This window comes from Rhizobium sp. OAE497 (assembly GCF_040546565.1).
Taxonomy (GTDB): domain Bacteria; phylum Pseudomonadota; class Alphaproteobacteria; order Rhizobiales; family Rhizobiaceae; genus Rhizobium.
Genome location: NZ_JBEPOA010000001.1, coordinates 3,760,618 through 3,779,276 on the forward strand (window position 1 = coordinate 3,760,618; position 18,659 = coordinate 3,779,276).

Here is an 18,659-nt window from a genome sequence, read left to right on the forward strand (position 1 = left end):
ATCGCATGGTGAAAGCCGCTAGCATCGGCTCCGCGCATTTGGCGCGGAGGAAGCAGCTTTGGCCGTTCGCCGCATCATCACCAACATCGCCGCCGGTGACCTGTCGCTGGCGCAGCGCTTCTACGGCGACATCCTGGGGCTCGATCTGCTGATGGATCACGGCTGGATCGTCACCTACGGCAACGGCAGCGCCATGCAGGTGCAGGTCAGCTTCGCTAGCGAGGGCGGGTCCGGTACGGATGTGCCCGATCTCTCCATCGAGGTGGATGATGTCGATGCCGTGCTTGAAGACATCAGGAACGCAGACTTCGAGATCGTCTATGGCCCCGCCGACGAACCGTGGGGTGTCCGCCGCTTCTATGTCCGCGACCCCTTCGGCCGCCTCATCAACATTCTCGCGCATAAGAAATAGCCGGCGGAGAGAACCCCGCCGGCCATTGGGATCACATCGATCCCTGCAGCTTATTTCCGGCGATCGCCGACCCGTATAGCGACCGGCACCGCCGTGCGCGCTATCACCGGCTTGACCTTAGCATCCAGGCGCTTGCGCTCCAGATGGTAGGCATAGGCGAACTGGGCCGAAAGACCGGCGATCACAAACATCGGGCCGATAAACTGGTCGCGATTGGTGACATAGAGCAGCACCTGACCAGCCATCGCCAGGATCGTGCCGGCAACGAAGATGTTCAGCGAGTGGCGGCCAAGGATCGTCAGCGGATGATCAGCCGGACGGCGCAGCAGATGCGACAGGGCCGGGATGTTGATGACCAGATAGGTCAGCGCCAGTACATGCAGCAGACGCGGCAGCGACAGGAAGGTCTTGTCGAAGCCGGTGAGGACCGCAGGCAGACCAAGCGCCGCCAGCGCATTACCGAGATCCCAGAGATGACCGACGACCCAGGCAAAGGACAGCGCCACATAGCCCGATGCCAGCATGAACAGGACTGGATGGCGCGGCAGCCTGCCGCCACGCTTCACATGCATCATGCCGACAATGCCGATCGTGAAGATGAACTGCCATGACAGCGGGTTCAGGAACCAATAGTCGGCGATAATCATGTTATGCGGCGCAATCTGGTAGATGCCCGAGACGAACCATACGGTGCCCGAGACGGTGAGCGCCAGCAGGGGGTGCCAGGAGTTCAACAGCAGGATGATCGGCACCATCAGCATCAGCGCGCCATACATCGGCAGGATGTTGTTGTAGCCGATCTGATGGCCGAGCAGCAGCAGCGCCGGAATACCTTCCTTGAGGTTGGTCAGTACCGCCAGGATATTGATCTCGACCAGCAGCCCCGGCCTATGGAACAGCCAGGCGCCGCAGATGAAAAGCGCCAGCGTGATGAAGGTGGTGATCATATGGGCAAGATAGAGCGTGAAGGCGCGCTTCACGGCCTTCTTCGCCATCTCCAGCCTGCGGCCGAACTTGAAGCCCGATCCGTAGGCGAGGCCGACGGCGATACCCGAGATCAGCACGAAGGCTTCGGCAGCGTCTGAGAAGCCGAAATTCTTCGTCGTCACATACTCGAAAATCTGCCCGGGGACGTGATTGATGAAGATCGTGATCAGGGCCAGCCCGCGCAATACATCCAGTCTTGTATCGCGTTGCGGCCGGGCCGCGGACGGTGACACGCGCTCAGCGCCGATCGTCTTTTCCGGCGTAGTCGCCATGAATGTCTCTCCTGGTTCCGATTTGCAAACGCAGTTGCGGCCAAAAGGTTTCCCTTTTGGCCGCAACGAATCGCCGGAGTGTGAGCTTGAAGAATGCTGCTATCCGACCGGATATCCCTCAGAGGGATTGGCGATGTCGTTGCCGTTGATAGCCAGACTGTAGCCGCCGGGTTGGGACGATTTTGAGACCGAAATGCGGTATTTCACACCGGAATGTTCGACCTCTGCAGAGAAGCCATCCCAGCTGCTCGGGAGCGCCGGACGAACGAACAGGCGCCCGTCCTTCAGCCGGATTCCGAGGATGCCTTCGACGGCGGCGCGATAGAGCCAGCCGGCCGATCCCGTATACCAGGTCCAGCCGCCGCGTCCCTTGAGAGCGCCTTCGCCATAGACGTCAGCCGCGATCGTGTAGGGCTCGACGCGATAGTGCTCGGCAGAACTCTTGTCGCGCGAATGCGTGATCGGGTTGAGCAGATCGAAGCAGGCCAGCGCATCGTCGCCGCGGTTCATCTCCGCCAGCGCCATGACAACCCAGGTCGCAGCATGCGTGTACTGGCCGCCGTTCTCGCGAACGCCCGGAGGATAGGCCTTGATATAGCCCGGATCCTTGGCCGAGGTCGCGAAAGGCGGAGTGAACAGCCGAATGATGCGCGTGTCGCGGTCGACGAGACGGTTCAGAACCGCATCCATCGCCGTCTTGGCATGATCCGGATTGCCTTCGCCCGAGAGCACGCTCCAGGACTGCGCGATCGAATCGATCTGGCATTCCAGGCTTTCCTTCGAGCCAAGCAGGCTGCCGTCGTCGAAGGTGCCCCGACGATAGTAGCCGCCATCCCAGCCGGCGCTTTCGAGAGCCGTCTTCAGTTCGCCGAGATGCTTGGTCCAGCGCTCGACGCGCGCCTTGTCGCCGCGTTCTTCGGCGTAAGGCGTGAAGGAGCGAAGCGCACCGGCGAGGAACCAGCCGAGCCAGACGCTCGTGCCCTGTCCATGGATGCCGACGCGGTTCATGCCGTCGTTCCAGTCGCCACCGAGGATCAGCGGCATGCCGTTCGAGCCGGTCCGCTTGATCGCCAGATCGAGGGCGAGAGCGGCATGCTCGTAGATGCTCGCCTTGTCCTCGGAAATCTCGGGCTTGTAGAACGAGTCATGCTGTCCTTCGAGCAGCGCCGGACCCTCGAGGAATGGCAGTTGCTCGTCGAGCACGGTCTTGTCGCCCGTGACGCTGCAATAGTGGTGGATACCGTAGGCAAGCCAGACGACGTCATCCGAGATCAGCGTGCGGACGCCCGCACCCGTTCCCGGCAGCCACCAATGCTGCACATCACCTTCACGGAACTGCCGCGAGGCGGCGTTGACGATCTGGTTGCGGGCCAGCGAAGGCTCCTGCAGCACGAAAGCCAGGGTATCCTGCAGCTGGTCGCGGAAGCCGAAGGCACCACTTGCCTGATAGAAGGCCGAACGCGCCATGATACGGCAGCCGAGGCTCTGATAAGGCAGCCAGGCGTTGATGAGATTGTTCATGCCCTGGTCGGGAGTCGTAATCTGCACCTTGCCGGTAAAGCCCTGCCAGAAGTCGCGGTTTGCCTGAACGGCATCCTCGATGCTTGCCGAACGGATTTCTTTCGCAAGCGCTGCCGCCTCATCCCTGGACGCAGTATCGCCCATGAAGAAGGTGACGTCGCGCGCTTCGCCCGCCGCCAGCGTGATGTCGATTGCCAGCACGGCGGCCGGATCGCCATCGAGCTCGGTCGAGCCGGAGAGCGGAACGGAGGGCTTCAGCGCCTGCGGTGCCTGGATCGTACCGGCCTTGCCGATGAACTCGCGACGGCTGGTGCCGAAGCTCGAGGGCTTTTCGCTGGCGGCGAAGAAGGCCACCCGGTTCGAGAAGTCGATGCTGTACTGGTTGCCGGCAAACAGCGTTCCGGTTTCCTCATCCGCCGAAGACAGGATGAAGGGAACGGTGCGCTGTGGATTGTTGCCGAGCACCCACTCGACATAGCCGTAGAGCCTGAGCTTGCGGGCGCCGGCGCCGTTGTTGCGCAGGCGAACGCGCTGCATCTTGACCGGCTTTTCGCGATGGACGGTCTGGGTGACCTCCATGGCGATATCGTTCTGCTCGCTGGAGAAGACCGAGTAGCCGAGACCGTGGCGGGTTTCGAAACGCGCATCGGCACGCTGCGACAGGCCCGCATAAGGCGTCAGGATGTCATTGTTGTCGAGATCGGCGACATAGATCGCTTCGCCCGAACGATTGACGACGGCATCGTTCGACCAGCTGGTCAGCTGATAGTCGCGCGAGTTGACCGACCAGGTGAAGCCTGCGCCTTCGGCCGAAACGTGGAAGCCGAACTTGTCGTTCGAGATCACGTTGATCCACGGCTGCGGCGTTGCCGTGCCGCCGGCGAGGCGAACGACATACTCGCGGCCGTCGCGGGCAAAGCCGCCAAAGCCGTTCCAGAAGTCGAGATCGCCCTGCTCTTCGATTTCGGCAGGCACGGGGCGCGGCTTGATGACCGGCGCGATACGCTTCGTTGCCGTCATCTTGCTGCGCTCGGCAGCCTTCTGCATCTCTTCCTGCTCTTCCTTGGAAGGCGAGCGGAGCGCGATGGCGCGGTTGATCTGATCAAGCACCTTGCCGTTCTTCGCATGGAAGGTGACGCGGGCAGCGGCCATCAGCGCGTGATAGGTCGTTTCCTCCATCAGGTCCTTGCGCACGGCAAAGATATGCTGGCGCAGACCATCGGCCTGGCCCATGCGACGGACGTTTTCGCACATCTGGTCGACAGCGTGCTGCATGTCCTGGGCATAGGAGGAGGCGCGCTCGTTCATGATCACGAGATCGGCGGTGACGCCACGCGAGCGCAGATATTCCTGCGCCAGCAACGCTTCGCGAACGATGTCGAGATCCATGTCGTCGTTGATGCGCAGCATGAAGATCGGGAAGTCGCCCGAAATCGCCAGCGGCCAGAGCGACGACTGCGAGGCCATGCCGGCCTGAACCGAGGCGTCGGAGCGCATATCCATATCCGGATAGACGAGATGACGGCCAAGATGCTGGAAAGCGGCAGCCTGCTGCGAGGTGACGCCGACATGGCGCATCTGCACCTGCGTGCGCGTCCATGCCTGCACCAGCTCGTGCTGGAAGGCATCGGCGTGACGGTAGCGCTCGACGGCCTTGTCCACGTCGTCGCGGCTCGGCGCGGCGATGGTCCAGAAGATCACGATGACCTTCTTGCCGGCCGGCACGCGAACCGTGCGGCGCAGCGACAGGATCGGATCGAGCGTGAAGCCTTCGCTGCCCGACAGGGTCGCACCCGGATCGAACGCAGCCGCATCGGCAAGGCTGCGGCCACGGCCGAGGAACTTGCGGCGATCGGTTTCGAATTCGGTCTGGCGCTGCGGACCGGCGCTGTCGACGATCAGATGCGCGATGCTCATGTTCGCTTCATTCGGATCGCGCTTGTTACGCTCAGCGCGGATGACGTCGCCGCGCTTGCCAAAGTCGGTCTTGACGAACATGCGGGCAAAGGCCGGGTGAGCATTGTCCGTATCATCGGTGGTGATCACCGGCTCCATATAGGAGGTGACCTCGATGAACCGGTCTTCGGTGCCCATGTTGAGCAGCGTCAGGCGGCGGCCTTCGGCATCGTGCTCGGTGGCGACGATGCATTCGACTTCGCTCGTCAGATCGCCGACGATCTTGGTGAACTCCGCCTTTTCATCGGCGAAGAGCACGTTGACCTTTTCGCCTTCGACGCTCTTCGGCTCCGCGGTCGCCGACCACCATTCGTTGGTGGCGGTGTCGCGCAGGAAGATGAAGCTGCCCCAGCGGTCTTCGGTCGGATCGGGCTTCCAGCGGGTCACGGACTGGCCGTTCCAGCGGGCATAGCCGGCGCCGGTCGCCGTCAGCATCATCGAATAGTGGCCGTTCGACAGGAACACGAGCTCGCGGTCACGCGACAGCGGATCGGCGATCTTGCGCAGTTCCGGACGCAGCAGGTCGTCCTGGATGCTGGCAGGCGTATCCGACTCGTGCTTGCCGCTCATCACCGGGATGTCGCGCGGCGCCTTTTCCTGCAGCAGCAGTTCGGCGGCTTCGATCACCGGATCGGAGTGGAAGAGCTCGCGCAAGTGGCCGTTGAAGGCAACGTTGGCGACTGCCGCAATCGACATGCCATGATGGTGAGCATAGTAGTTATAGACCACCGCGCACTTCTTGCCTTCCGGAACGCGGGTCGGCGTGAAGTCAACAGCGTCATGGAAGCCGTACTTGCCGAGCGCGCCGAGACCACGCAGGCGCTCGAGATTTTCGAGGGCTGCCTTCGGATCGTATTGGCTGGCCAGGATCGATGCATAGGGCGCGATGACGGCGTTGTGGCCGAGACCACGCTTCAGGCCGAGCGTCGGCACACCGAAGTTGGTGTACTGATAGTTCATGTTATGGTCGCGGGCATTGAAGGCCGCTTCCGAGATACCCCACGGAACGCCCAGCTTGCGGCCGTAATTCATCTGCTCGACGATGACGAGATTGTTGGTCTGGTTGAGAATACCACCACCGCGCTCCTGCATGACGAGCGGCGGCATCAGGTATTCGAACATCGAGCCGGACCAGGAGACCAGCGCGCCACGCGAACCGACCGGAACGACCTGACGTCCCAGGCGGTACCAGTGCTCCGTCGGCAGGTCGCCCTTGGCGATACCGAAGAGCGAGGTCAGGCGGCATTCCGATGCCAGAAGGTCGTAGCAGGCCTGGTCGAGCTCGCCGCTTTCGACGCGGTAACCGATCGACAGAAGACGGCGCTCCGGGCGGAACAGGAACGAGAAGTCCATCGAGAAAGCAAGGTCGCGGGCCTTGTCGCGGAGAGCGATCAGGCGCGGACGCAGCGGATCGATATTCGAAAGATCGTAGGTGCTGTCGGAAATATGAGCTTCGCAGACCTTCACCAGCTGCTCGGCCCAGCGGGTCAGCTCGCCGCTGAGCGACGATTTGACTTCGTGGTCGAGGTTGGCGGCGAGCTTCTGGATATCGCGCGCGAGAACCGCAAGGTTGATGACGCGGATCGAGGCGAACTCATGCTCGCGCTTGACAGCAGCAAGGGCGTTCTGGAAGCCGATGATGCGCTCTTCCAGGCGGCGGCGCAGCGGACGCACGGTCTTGCGGTCGTCAGGCAGGTCGGCCAGCACTTCGCCGAGGATGCCGGCGGTATCGCCGACGCCATCGAGATTGCCTTGCATATGTGCCGACGGCGCTTCCGCCCAGTTGCGGCAGGCGGACGAGACGGCAATCAGGTGACCTGCAAGGTTACCGCTGTCGACGGCCGAGACGTAGCGTGGGCCAAGCGTCTGCAGCGTATCAGTGTGATACCAATTGTAGAGGTGACCACGGTACTTCTCCATCTTGTCGATGGTGGCAATCGTCTTCTCCAGCCGGTCGATCGTCTCCTCGAAGGAGAACCAGCCGAACTGGCGGCCTGAGACGACCGAGAGAAGATAGACGCCGATATTGGTCGGCGACGTACGGGTCGCGACGATCACATGCGGCGTTTCCTGCACGTTGTCAGGCGGCAGATGGTTCTGCTCGGCCGTCGTGAACGTGTCGAAATAGCGCCAGGTGCGGCGGGCGATCTTGCGGAGCTCGATCGAGTCCTTCTCGGCCACTTCGAGCCGGTCTTCGGTCTCCGCCGACTGGCTCACATAATAGGCAACGAGCGGCGAGAGGATCCAGAGAACGGCGAACGGAATGCCGACGAGGAAGGCGCTGTCGCCTGACAGTGCGGCGAAAGCAAGGGCGAGCACGGCCAGAACCGGAGCATGCCACATCGCCTTGTAGTAGGAGCTGATCGTGCCCTGCTTGCCAGCCTGAACACTGGCGGCGGTGCGCCACTGCAGCATCAGCTTGTGGCTGACAAACAGACGGTAGAGCGAACGGCCGATGGCATCGGCCATCATGCAGGCGGTATCGGCGATAAAGACGATACGCAGCGCCACTTGCGCGTTGGCAGCCCGGATATCCGACCAGACGGTGTAGAGATGAGCGCGCGCGACGATATCGCTGGTGCGCGGAATGATGCCGTTGATCAGCGACAGTGTCGGCGCGACGAACAGGCAGAAGATCAGCAGGATCTGCCAGACGAGGGCACCGAGTGGCCCCATGAAATACCAGCCGAGAACCGACGCGAAGAACCAGGCGATCGGCGTCAGCGAGCGGCGCAGGTTGTCGAACATCTTCCAGCGGCCGAGCGCGGTGACGCCGTATTTCGGATTGAACATGTAAGGCAGCAGCTGCCAGTCGCCGCGCGCCCAGCGATGCTGGCGCGAGGTTTCGACTTCGTAGCGGATCGGGAAGTCTTCGACGAGTTCCAGATCGGTGACGAGCGCACAGCGCGCCATGGAACCTTCGAGAAGGTCGTGGCTGAGAACCGAGTTCTCGTCGATACGGCCCTTCAGCGACGCCTCGAAGGCATCGACGTGATAGAGACCCTTACCCGTGAAAGTGCCTTCGCCTGCGAGGTCCTGATAGACGTCGGAAACCGTGAAGACATAGGGGTCGAGACCGCGGTTGATCGAGAAGACGCGCTGGAAGACCGAGGCATCCTTGCCCGTCGTCAGCGACGGCGTGACGCGCGGCTGCAGAACGCCGTAACCGCTTTCGACGCGACCGGTCTTCGGGTTCAGAACCGGACGGTTGATCGGATGGTAGAGCTTACCGACGAGCTTAGTGACGGCATCGCGCATCAGGCGCGTGTCGGCATCGAGCGTCATGACATACTGGACGTTTTCAGGAACGATGTTGGCGCCCGGCAGATAGGTCGTGTCGCTGTCGCCGCGCAGCAGCATGTTCAGCTCATGCAGCTTGCCGCGCTTGCGCTCCCAGCCCATCCATGCGCCTTCGGCCGGATTGTAGAGGCGGCGGCGGTGCAGCAGGTAGAAGCGGGTCTTGCCATCGAAGGCATAGCGGGCCGAGAGGTTCGCAATCTCGCGGCGGGCATAATCCAGCACTTCGAGATCGTTGGCGGTTTCCTCGACCTGACTGTCCGGCCAGTCGCTGAGCAGCGAATAATAGATTTCACCGCGCGGGTTCGCGAGATAGTGGACCTCGAGGTTGCGGACGAGCTCATCGACGCTGTCGCGGTTGGAAATCAGGCAGGGCACGACGACGAGCGTGCGCGCGTCTTCCGGAATGCCTTCCTTGAACTCGTAGCCGACGAGACGCGACGGCGTCACGAAGAAGGATAGCACGGTATTGAAAAGACCCGTCGCGCCTTCCGAGGCCGGCAGCGAGAACATGATCAGGAGAACGATGATCTCCGCCGGGCTCATGCCGGCATTCGCCATGAATTTGCCGACGATGACCATCGCCAGGATCGTCAGCAGCGCCACGGGCACGGCGATCGACAGCCAGTTGAACTTGCGGACGGTGCGGACGAAATGCTGCACGAGCGTCGGCCGGTAATTGGCCCGCGCCTCGAACTTCGGCCGATGCATGCCAGCCAGGAACCCGCCGACATTCGGCTCATGCGGCTGCGGCTCGTCGGAGGCCTTGGCCTCCTCCGTCATGTCGAGAGCCAGCTGCGCCACTTCCATTTCGGTCAGCGGCGAGCGCTTGGCGAGCTTTTCGATCTGCTTGCGATACTTGTTGCGCGAGCCGGAATCGAGAATGCCGTAATCCGACTTGTCCCAGAGCAGCTTGTCGACATGACTGACCTGCTCGACCCAGACGGACCATTCGGTATCGTCGATCTCGCGCAGGCTGCGGATGATGTTGCCCATCGTCACGTTGCCGGAGGACAGGCGACTGTGCTCCGCCATCGTCGCTTCTTCGGTATCGCGGCCAAGCGAGGCAAGGCGGTCGTCCAGCCAGGCAATCGCCAGGCTTGAGGATTGCGAGCCGTCGCGCATGCGATAGAGGAACTGCGTCGAGAACGTATTGTCCTCGGCGAGCGTCTCCAGCGACTTCAGATATTCGGCAGCCTTGGCCGGATCGGCGAGACGCACAAGCTCGTCGGCAGCCTCGTTGGCGCGGCGGCGCATGCGGCGGCTGCGCTCCACGCGGCTCGAGATGCGGCGGAGGTTTTCGACCAGCACGTAGCGCACCAGCGACGGCACGGCCCAGAGCTCGCCGATCTTCAGTGTCTCGACCTGCTGGAAGCCATCGACCAGCGCCGTCAGGCTTTCCTGCGAGACCGTGCTGTGCGTATGGGCGACATAGAGCCAGGCGAGCACGAGCGTGCGCGGCACCTGCGTGCCGCCGACATTGACGGTCGGCAGTTCGCGATAGAAGCGGCGCGGAAAGTCGCGGCGGACTTCCTGGATCGCCTCTTCGACGATGTAGTGGTTATCCAGCAGCCATTCCGCAGCGGGCGTGATCGTCTCGCCCGATTCCACATCCGCGGCCGTCGTCCGGTAGACCCGCAGGATCTCCTTCTCGTTTTCCTTGTGCCGCGCGAAGAAGTCGAAAGGCGCGAAAGCCGGAAGTGAATCCGCCCCGCTGCGGGCGACCATTTCGCCCATCGCCTTGATGTCTTCGATGGAGAGGTAGGTCGAACGGATCGAGTCGTTATGATCGATCTGCTTCACTTCGGAATCGCGCGACGGGCTCGGAGACGGATTGGAAATTGACATGGGTTCGGTTCTGGATCCAAACAAAGTTATGGTAATTTTGGCTAGCCTTTTGCACCGGCAAATATGACTGCCGCATGAACGGCAATGCAGTGTTGTCGAAAGAAGTTATTGCGGCCGATTTTTCGATGCGAAACGGTTTAAGCCCTATCTCAAGGCATGGCTTCGCACGATCTGGCCGTCCTTCTCTGCCCCTCCCGCAAAGCCATCTCGGGAAAGTTGGACACCAACCCGATAATTCAAGTCAAGAGCTAAGAAATGGCACGCATCGCATGAAAAATCCGGCGCCGCGAAGGCACCGGATTTTCACGATCGGGAGGGGAGATCCCGGCCGTCAGCGCCTGACCAGACGCATGACCAGCGAGACGACGAAAAGCACCAGGAACAGGAAGAACAAGACCTGCGCAATGGAGGCCGAAGCGCCTGCAATACCGCCGAAACCAAGCAGGCCGGCGATCAGGGCGACGACGAGAAATACGAGAGCGTAATAAAGCATGCCCATCTCCTTTGGTTTGCTTGCAAATAAAACGGCCAGCAAGCACCAAGGTTCCCTGCCGCTGTCGAAAATCTTTTGGGATCAATGTGTTGCAAAATAGAAGGCGCATGGCTTTTATCCATGCGCCCTTGCAGCGGCGGTAAGGCGCAACGCGCGCCCGCGCCTACTTTGCGATGATCGCCTTGAGCATCCAGAGAGCCTTCTCGTGGAAGGTGAGGCGATCGGTCAGCATATCCGTCGTCACCAGGTCGCCGTTCTCGTCGGCAGAGGTGCCCGCTTCGCGCATGGCGCGGCAGGCCGCTTCGTGATCGGCAATCAGATCGAGCACCATGTCTTCGGCCGTCAGCTGACTGAAATCGCGGTTCGACGGAGCAAACTTGGCGGCGTCGCTGATATGAGCGGGCGCCAGATGACCGAGCGCGCGAATGCGTTCCGCCACGATATCAGTCGCCTCGAAGAGCGTGCTGTAGTGCTCCTCGGTCAACTCGTGCAGCGGCTTGAACAGCGGGCCGACGACATTCCAGTGATAGATGTGGCTCTTGATGACCAGATGATAGGTGCTGGCCAGGATCGCCGACAGGCTCTTGGCCATGTCAGCGCAATATTTGTCGGACAGTCCGGTCTTGACCGAGACGTCGCGTGATTTCGGCTTTAGTACGGCTGTATTTGCCATCGTCCTCTACTCCTGACTGGGAACGCTAGACAGCGTGGAACAGGTAGCGAAGGATGATGACTGGGATCGGAATTGCCGATGAGCCAGAGCAACACGCCCTTCACGCCCATTCTCCTTGCGCTGCATGCGTGATTGGAGAATGCCGCGAATGACACATTGTTCCGAAGGAAAGGCACCGGCCAGCGCCGGTGCACCAGATCAGCCGATCAGGCCGAATACGAGTGCAGCAACGAATGCGAAAGCTGCCGTAAGCAATGCTGCGTTGATGCCCAGCTGCAGTTTGCCGCGCATGGAGAGCGGCTTCTTTGCCGGCACGGAACCATAATGGTTCGCGTGAGTATGCGATATACCCAGGTCTGCCATGTGTTGCCTCCGTCTGTTCTCTTTGATGCAGGCGTCATGCCTCGCATCTTTATTCTTATATTCTCTATCAGGTAGGTAGAGATAAAATTCCTTCCAGAGGCAGCCGGGTAGAAAATCTCACCGGTGCCGGAAGAAAGCTCAGCAGAGAGTGCGCCAGGCCCAGATCAACGACCGTTCGATCGCATTTTCCTCGCGCTGTGCAGCAGCGGAGATATCGATGAGGCGGCGGTCCTTTTCGGCGGGAATGCTAACGACTGGTGGTTCGGCGCGCTCGGCTTTTGCGGCCGGCGGCTCGAGATATCCAATGGTCATGCCACCGAGAAAGAACATCCCTTACCTCCATGATCACGAAAACTAACAATCGTTAACGGGATCATGACAGATGGGACGGGCCTGTCAATAGTCTAGTCGAATGGTCGTCTTTTAACGCTACGTTAACCTTAATAGGTGTATCGAGGCAGTCTTTTCAAATACTTGAAAAGGCTGCGCTTCAGGCTTTGACGAAACCCTTGCTCGCGACCATCAGGTTGCGGGTGTACTCTTCCTGGACATCGGCCCGGGCGAGTTCAACCGAGCTCAAACGCTCGACAACGGCACCGCCGCGCATCACGGCGAGGCGCTCGCACATATGAGTGACAACGCCGAGATCGTGGCTCACCATCACGAATGTCAGCTTGCGGTCGCGGCGGATCTGCTCCAGCAGATTGAGCACTTCGGCCTGCACCGAAGCATCGAGCGCCGAGGTCGGCTCGTCTAGCAGCAGCACCGAAGGTTCGACGATAAGCGCCCGGGCGATCGCCACGCGCTGTCGCTGGCCGCCGGAAAGCTGATGCGGATAGCGGAAGCGGAAACCGTTTCCGAGGCCCACCTCGTCGAGCGCCCGCTCGATACGCCTCTCGCTGTCGCCGATGCCGTGGATGGCGAGTGGCTCGAGCAGCAGGCGGTCGATCGTCTGGCGCGGGTGAAGCGAGCCATAGGGGTCCTGAAACACCATCTGGACGCTGCGATAGAAAGCCTTGCTGCGTTTTGCGCCCTGCAGCGCCTCGCCGTGAATGCGGATGGTGCCGGAACTGACGGGCGCGAGCCCGGCAACGGCGCGCAACAGGGTCGACTTGCCCGATCCGGATTCGCCAACCAGCCCGAAGGATTCGCCGGTGGCCACCTCGATGCTGACATCCTTCAGCGCATGGAAATCGTCATAGACGACGCCGAGCTTTTCGACGGAAAGTGCAGCACTCATGCGGCCCACTCCGGCTTGCGGTCGAGAACCGGTAGCGGATGGCGGTCCTCGCCGATCTGCGGCATGCAGCTCAACAGGCCCTGCGTATAGGGATGCTGCGCGTTCTTCAGTTCCGACGCCCTCAATTCCTCGACGATCTTGCCCGCATACATGACGATGACCCGGTCGCAGAAGGACGAGACCAGGCGCAGGTCATGCGACACGAAGATCAGTCCCATGCCACGCTCCGAGACGAGCTTGTCCATGATCTTCAGCACATCGAGCTGAACGGTGACGTCGAGCGCCGAGGTCGGCTCATCGGCGATCAACAGCTCGGGTCCGGCGATTAGCATCATGGCGATCATCGCGCGCTGGCCCATGCCGCCCGAGACTTCGTGCGGATAAAGATCGAAGACGCGCTTGGGATCGCGGATCTGCACAGCCTCCAGCATGGCGAGCGCCCGCTCCTTGGCTTCCGAGCGCCCGACCTTTTCATGGGTCTGCAGCGTCTCGCAGATTTGCCGGCCGATCGACATGACCGGATCGAGCGAATATTTCGGATCCTGTAAAACCATGGCAATACGCTTGCCGCGCAGCAGGCGGCGCTGCTTGGCAGAAGCGGTCAGCAGATCGATGCCGTTGAAGTTGAGCGTGTCGGCGCTGACGATGGCGTGTTTCGGTGTCAGACCCATGATCGCCCGGCCCGTCTGCGACTTGCCGGAACCGGATTCGCCGACGATGCCGAGACGCTCCTTGCCGAGCGTGAACGAAACGCCGCGCACGGCCTCGATCACGCCGGTGCGGGTCGGATAACTGACCCGCAGATTCTTGACATCGAGAAGGTCGGTCATTGGCCGCTCTCCTTCGGATCGAGCGCATCGCGCAGGCCATCGCCGAGCAGATTGAAGCCGAGGCTGACGATCAGGATGGCGATACCCGGCATGGCGGCAACCCACCACTGGTCGAGAATGAAACGGCGGCCCGAGGCGATCATCGCACCCCATTCCGGCAGCGGCGGCTGGGCACCGAGGCCGAGAAAGCCGAGACCGGCAGCCGTCAGGATGATGCCGGCCATATCAAGCGTCACGCGCACGATCAGCGACGAAATGCAGAGCGGCATGACATGGCGGATGATGATGCGGATAGGCGAGGCGCCCATCAGCTTCACCGCCGAGATATAGTCCGACCGCCGCACCGTCAGCGTTTCCGCGCGGGCGATACGAGCATAGGGCGGCCAGGAGGTGATGGCGATCGCGATGACGGCGTTCTGAATACCAGGCCCGAGTGCTGCGACGAAAGCGAGCGCCAGAACCAGCTTCGGGAAGGCCAGAAAAATATCGGTGATGCGCATCAGCGTCGCATCGACCCAGCCGCCGGCATAGCCGGAGACGGTGCCGACGATCAGCCCGATCGGCGCGGAGATGATGGCGACGAGAACGACGACGAAGAGTGTGAGCCGCGAGCCATAGATCAGACGCGAATAGATATCGCGTCCCTGATCATCGGTACCGAGCAGATAGCCCTCACTGCCGGGCGGCAGCAGCCGCGCATTCTTGAGATCGCCAATGACAGGCGAATGCGTTGCGAGCAGATCGGCAAAGGCGGCCACGAACAGCAGGGCGATGATGATCGCCAGGCCGACGACGGCAAGCCTGTTTGCCGTAAACTGGCGCCAGGTGACATAGGCACGCCCGAGACGCGCCTGCATGCGCGATTGCGGACGATCGGAAAGCAGCCATTCGCGGCGGCTCATTGGACGTGTCTGGTTGACCGGAACCGTCATCGGCTTCGCGTCCTTGGGTCGAGTGTCCGGTAGAGAAGGTCGGACAGAAGGTTGATGCCGATGAAAACGGTGCCGATGACGATCGTGCCGCCAAGCACGGCGTTCATATCGGCGCTCTGCAGCGAATTGGTAATGTAGAGGCCGATGCCGGGCCAGGAGAACACCGTCTCCGTCAGTACCGAGCCCTCCAGCAGACCGGCATAGGAAAGCGCGATCACGGTCACCAGCGGCACTGCGGCATTGCGCAGCGCATGGCCCCAGATCACCCGCGTTTCCGACAGGCCCTTGGCGCGCGCCGCGACGATATACTCCTGGCTGAGCTCGTTCAGCATGAAGCTGCGCGTCATGCGGCTGATATAGGCAAGCGAGAAATATCCGAGCAGCGATGCCGGCAGGATGATGTGGCGGAAGACATCGTAGAAGACGTCCCACTGCCCCTGCCAGGCGCTATCGAGCAGATAGAAGCCAGTGATCGGCGTGAACGTATATTCGAAGACGATATCGATACGGCCCGGGAAGGCCACCCATCGCAGCTTCGCATAGAAGATAACCAGCGAAATCAGCGCCAGCCAGAAGATCGGCACCGAATAGCCGACGAGGCCGATGACACGCACCACCTGGTCGGCAAGGCTGCCGCGGCGGACGGCGGCGAGAACGCCGAGCGGAATACCGATGACGGCGCCGATGATCGTGCCGCAAGTGGCAAGCTCGATCGTCGCCGGGAAGGCGCGGCGGATATCGGTCATCACGGGGTTCGTGGTCAGGACCGAATTGCCGAAATCGCCCGACAGGATGCCCTTGAGATAGATGTAGAACTGCTCGTAAAGCGGCAGGTCGAAGCCCATTTCGCGGCGCACGCGCTCGACGACATGGGTTGGCGCCCGGTCGCCGAGAATGGCGAGAACCGGATCGATCGGCACCACGCGGCCGATGAAGAAGGTGACGGCCAGCAGGCCGAGATAGGTGGTGACCGCGGCAATCAGGAAACGCCCTATCGCCTTGGCAAGCGGAATGGCACGGCCCTTCGCGGGCCGCGCCTCCGTCTTGGTTTCGGTAATGCTCAACGAACCAATCCTACCGGACTATTCCTTGGCAATCGGACCGACATAGTTGGTGTCGAAGCTCGGGCCGAGCTTGAAGTCCTTCAGGCTCTTGCGATAGCCGGCCACTTCGATCTGCTGGAAGATGAAGACGAAGGGGCTGTTTTCCAGGTACTTCTTCTGGATGTCCTGATACATGGCAGCGCGCTTGGCGCCGTCACGCTCAAGCAGAGCGGCCTTGGCTTCCTTGTCGAGCTCGGGCGCCTCGAACGTGTTGCGCCAGGCGAGCGTCTTGTTGGTGCCGGCGTCGGAATTATCCGGGTTCGCCGTGAAGGTATCGGCGTTGGAGTTCGGGTCGAAATAGTCCGAGCCCCACTGGCCGATATACATGTCGTGCGTGCGGGCGCGATATTTGGTCAGCGTCTGCTTGCCGTCGCCCGGGATGATCTCCAGCTTCACGCCGGCCTGCGCCAGCGTCTGCTGCATGGATTCGGCAATACCAGTAACCGGCTGCGTGTTACGCACATCCATGGTGACCGAGAAGCCGTCCTTGAGACCTGCCTTGGCAAGCAGTTCCTTCGCCTTGGCGACGTCGAGCTTGAAGGGGTTCTCGTCGAGAGCGCCGAGCTGGCCCTTCGGCAGGAAGGTCTGGTGGACTTCGCCGATGCCCTTGATCAGCGTCGCGCCAATCGCGTCGTAATCAACGAGATATTTGAAGGCCTGCTGAACTTCGGGCTTCTTCAGGTTCTCGTTCTTCAGGTTGAGACTGACGTAATAGATCGTGCTCTTCGGTGCGTCGGTCGTTGCCAGATCGGCATTCTTCGACACGGCATCGAGATCGCCCGGCTCGAGGTTGCGGGCGATATCGATATCGCCGGCCTCAAGCGCCAGACGCTGCGCCGAGCTTTCCTTCATGTAGCGGTAGATGACGCGGTTCAGCTTCGGCTTGTCGCCGTAATAATTGTCATTGCGCTCCATGACGACGACTTCGTTGGCGCGCCATTCGCGCAGCTTGAAGGGCGCCCGAGCCGGCGTAGCCGGTCTTCAGCCATTCGTTGCCGAAGTCGTTGTCATACTTGTGGTCCGCGTCGACGGTCACAGGCTTCACATGATCCATAACCAGCTTCTTGTCGACGACCGAAGCGACGGTCGCCGTCAGGCAGTTCAGGACGAAGCTTGGCGCGTAGGGCTTGTCGACGGTAAAGACGAAGGTGTTCGGATCGGCGGCCTTTGCCTTTTCGGTGACGTTGTCGCCGGTCAGGCCGAACTGGGTGAGAATGAAGGCGGGGCTCTTGTCGAGCTTGACGGCACGTTCGAACGACCAGGCAACGTCTTCAGCGGTGACGGGATTGCCGGAAGCGAACTTCAGGCCCGGCTTCAGCTTGAACGTATAGGTCAGGCCGTCGTCGGAAACGGTCCAGCTTTCCGCGAGATCGCCCTTCACCTTCGAAGTGTCGGACATGTCGAGGCGAACCAGCAGGCTGTAGGTGTTGCTGGTGACTTCGGCCGTCGAGAGCTCGAACGCTTCGCCCGGATCCATGGTGATGATGTCGTCGATGGCGAAGCCTTCGACCAGCGTATCCTTCGGCGTTTCAGCGAAGGCTGCGGGTGCGGCCATCATGAGAAGCGAGAGTGCGGCACCGGCGGAAAGTGCGCGGAAGCTGCGGTTGATTTTGGTAATCATCATTGGTTCTGTTCCCCTGTTTTTGATTGATTACAAAGCAGTTTTCAGGCCTTAGACGCCCTTCTCCCTCCACGCCGAAGCCAGGATTCTCAGCCAGTTCTCGCTGGCAAGTTTTTTGAGATCGCTGTCACCATATCCACTGTCCCGGAGAGCGGCAATCAGCTTCTGGTTGCCTGTAGCATCGCCGATTTCGTCGGGAATCGTCGCCCCGTCGAAGTCGGATCCGAGCGCGACACAATCGATGCCGACGCGATCGACGAGGTGGTTGACATGGCGGATCATGTCGGAAAGCGGCGTTTCGCCATCCGAGCGCCCGTCGGCGCGCAGCATCGCCGTCGCATAGTTCAGGCCGACCAGCCCGTTGCACTCTTTGATGGCGTCGAGCTGCTTGTCGGTGAGGTTTCGCGCTACCGGCGTCAGTGCGTGCGCGTTGGAATGGGTGGCGACCAGCGGCTGATCGCTGGTCTTGGCGACATCCCAGAAGCCCTTCTCGGTAATGTGCGACAGGTCGATCATGATTCCGAGGCGATTGCACTCGCGCACCAGCTCGAAACCGGCATCCGTCAGACCAGGCGCGGTATCCGGGTTTTTCGGAAATGCGAAGGGAACGCCATGCCCGAAGACATTGTGGCGGCTCCAGACGGGACCGAGCGAGCGAAGACCCGCAGCATGGAAAACCTCAAGCGCCGCCAGATCGGCACCGATCGCCTCGCAGCCTTCCATATGCATGACGGCGGCAAAGATGCCCTCTGCCATCGCCTTGCGGATATCCTTGACGCTGCGGCAAAGCCGCCATGCGCCGGCCGTATCCAGGCGAAGCGCGATCGCCGCCATCTCGGTGGCAATGCCAAGCGAGGGAAGACGGTCGAGCGGTGCTGCAAGCGGCGTCTCGTAATGACCGTTCTCGTCAGGGTCGGCGAAGACGAGATCGCCCGAGGGAATGTAGATGGCGCAGAGACCGCCGGCGAGGCCGCCCTTGCGGGCACGCGGCGCGTCGATATGGCCTTGCGTCGTTCCGTTCAGAAATTCGGCAACCGGATCGTTGCCATCCCTTTCATGCGTCCAAAGCCTGAGAAGAACGTCGTTGTGGCCATCGAATACGAGCTGCATC

The 18,659-nt window shown here is 61.3% G+C and carries 12 protein-coding genes and 1 pseudogene; 1 reads left to right on the forward strand and 12 read right to left on the reverse strand.

The window, feature by feature from the left end:
• Nucleotides 1–58 precede the first annotated feature (58 nt).
• On the forward strand, nt 59–412 hold the full coding sequence (locus tag ABIE40_RS18790) for a VOC family protein (RefSeq protein ID WP_199627965.1): 354 nt from the start codon (nt 59–61) through the stop codon (nt 410–412).
• Nucleotides 413–462: 50 nt separating this feature from the next.
• On the opposite strand, the gene ABIE40_RS18795 is transcribed toward ABIE40_RS18790, so the two are convergent.
• The 12 genes and pseudogenes from ABIE40_RS18795 to ABIE40_RS18850 all read right to left on the reverse strand — a co-directional run bounded on the left by ABIE40_RS18795 (nt 463) and on the right by ABIE40_RS18850 (nt 18,658).
• On the reverse strand, nt 463–1,671 hold the full coding sequence (locus ABIE40_RS18795) for an OpgC family protein (protein ID WP_199627966.1): 1,209 nt from the start codon (nt 1,669–1,671) through the stop codon (nt 463–465).
• A gap of 99 nt (nt 1,672–1,770) precedes the next feature.
• Nucleotides 1,771–10,293: a glycoside hydrolase family 94 protein gene (locus tag ABIE40_RS18800; RefSeq protein WP_199627968.1), complete on the reverse strand. Its 8,523-nt coding sequence runs from the start codon at nt 10,291–10,293 to the stop codon at nt 1,771–1,773.
• 331 nt (nt 10,294–10,624) lie between these two features.
• Nucleotides 10,625–10,786 carry a DUF1328 domain-containing protein gene (locus ABIE40_RS18805; protein WP_112718199.1) on the reverse strand — a complete coding sequence of 54 codons (162 nt, stop codon included), beginning with the start codon at nt 10,784–10,786 and terminating at the stop codon, nt 10,625–10,627.
• Between the two features lie 163 nt (nt 10,787–10,949).
• A complete protein-coding gene (locus tag ABIE40_RS18810; protein ID WP_199627970.1) occupies nt 10,950–11,459 on the reverse strand; it encodes a Dps family protein in 510 nt (169 codons plus the stop codon).
• Between the two features lie 198 nt (nt 11,460–11,657).
• The gene (locus ABIE40_RS18815; RefSeq protein ID WP_199627972.1) at nt 11,658–11,822 is read right to left on the reverse strand and encodes a hypothetical protein; all 165 of its coding nucleotides are present in this window, start codon (nt 11,820–11,822) and stop codon (nt 11,658–11,660) included.
• A 138-nt stretch (nt 11,823–11,960) separates the two neighbouring features.
• The gene (locus ABIE40_RS18820; RefSeq protein WP_199627974.1) at nt 11,961–12,152 is read right to left on the reverse strand and encodes a hypothetical protein; all 192 of its coding nucleotides are present in this window, start codon (nt 12,150–12,152) and stop codon (nt 11,961–11,963) included.
• 160 nt (nt 12,153–12,312) lie between these two features.
• Nucleotides 12,313–13,062: an ABC transporter ATP-binding protein gene (locus tag ABIE40_RS18825; protein ID WP_199627976.1), complete on the reverse strand. Its 750-nt coding sequence runs from the start codon at nt 13,060–13,062 to the stop codon at nt 12,313–12,315.
• A complete protein-coding gene (locus ABIE40_RS18830; RefSeq protein ID WP_199627978.1) occupies nt 13,059–13,892 on the reverse strand; it encodes an ABC transporter ATP-binding protein in 834 nt (277 codons plus the stop codon). Before ABIE40_RS18830 ends, ABIE40_RS18825 begins: the two co-directional genes overlap by 4 nt.
• Entirely contained in the window at nt 13,889–14,824 is a 936-nt protein-coding gene (locus ABIE40_RS18835) for an ABC transporter permease (protein WP_112718189.1), read from the reverse strand. Before ABIE40_RS18835 ends, ABIE40_RS18830 begins: the two co-directional genes overlap by 4 nt.
• Entirely contained in the window at nt 14,821–15,888 is a 1,068-nt protein-coding gene (locus tag ABIE40_RS18840; RefSeq protein ID WP_199627985.1) for an ABC transporter permease, read from the reverse strand. Before ABIE40_RS18840 ends, ABIE40_RS18835 begins: the two co-directional genes overlap by 4 nt.
• Before the next feature lie 18 nt (nt 15,889–15,906).
• Nucleotides 15,907–17,551: pseudogene (locus tag ABIE40_RS18845) on the reverse strand (ABC transporter substrate-binding protein).
• A gap of 48 nt (nt 17,552–17,599) precedes the next feature.
• Entirely contained in the window at nt 17,600–18,658 is a 1,059-nt protein-coding gene (locus tag ABIE40_RS18850) for a dipeptidase (RefSeq protein ID WP_199627987.1), read from the reverse strand.
• Nucleotide 18,659 lies beyond the last annotated feature (1 nt).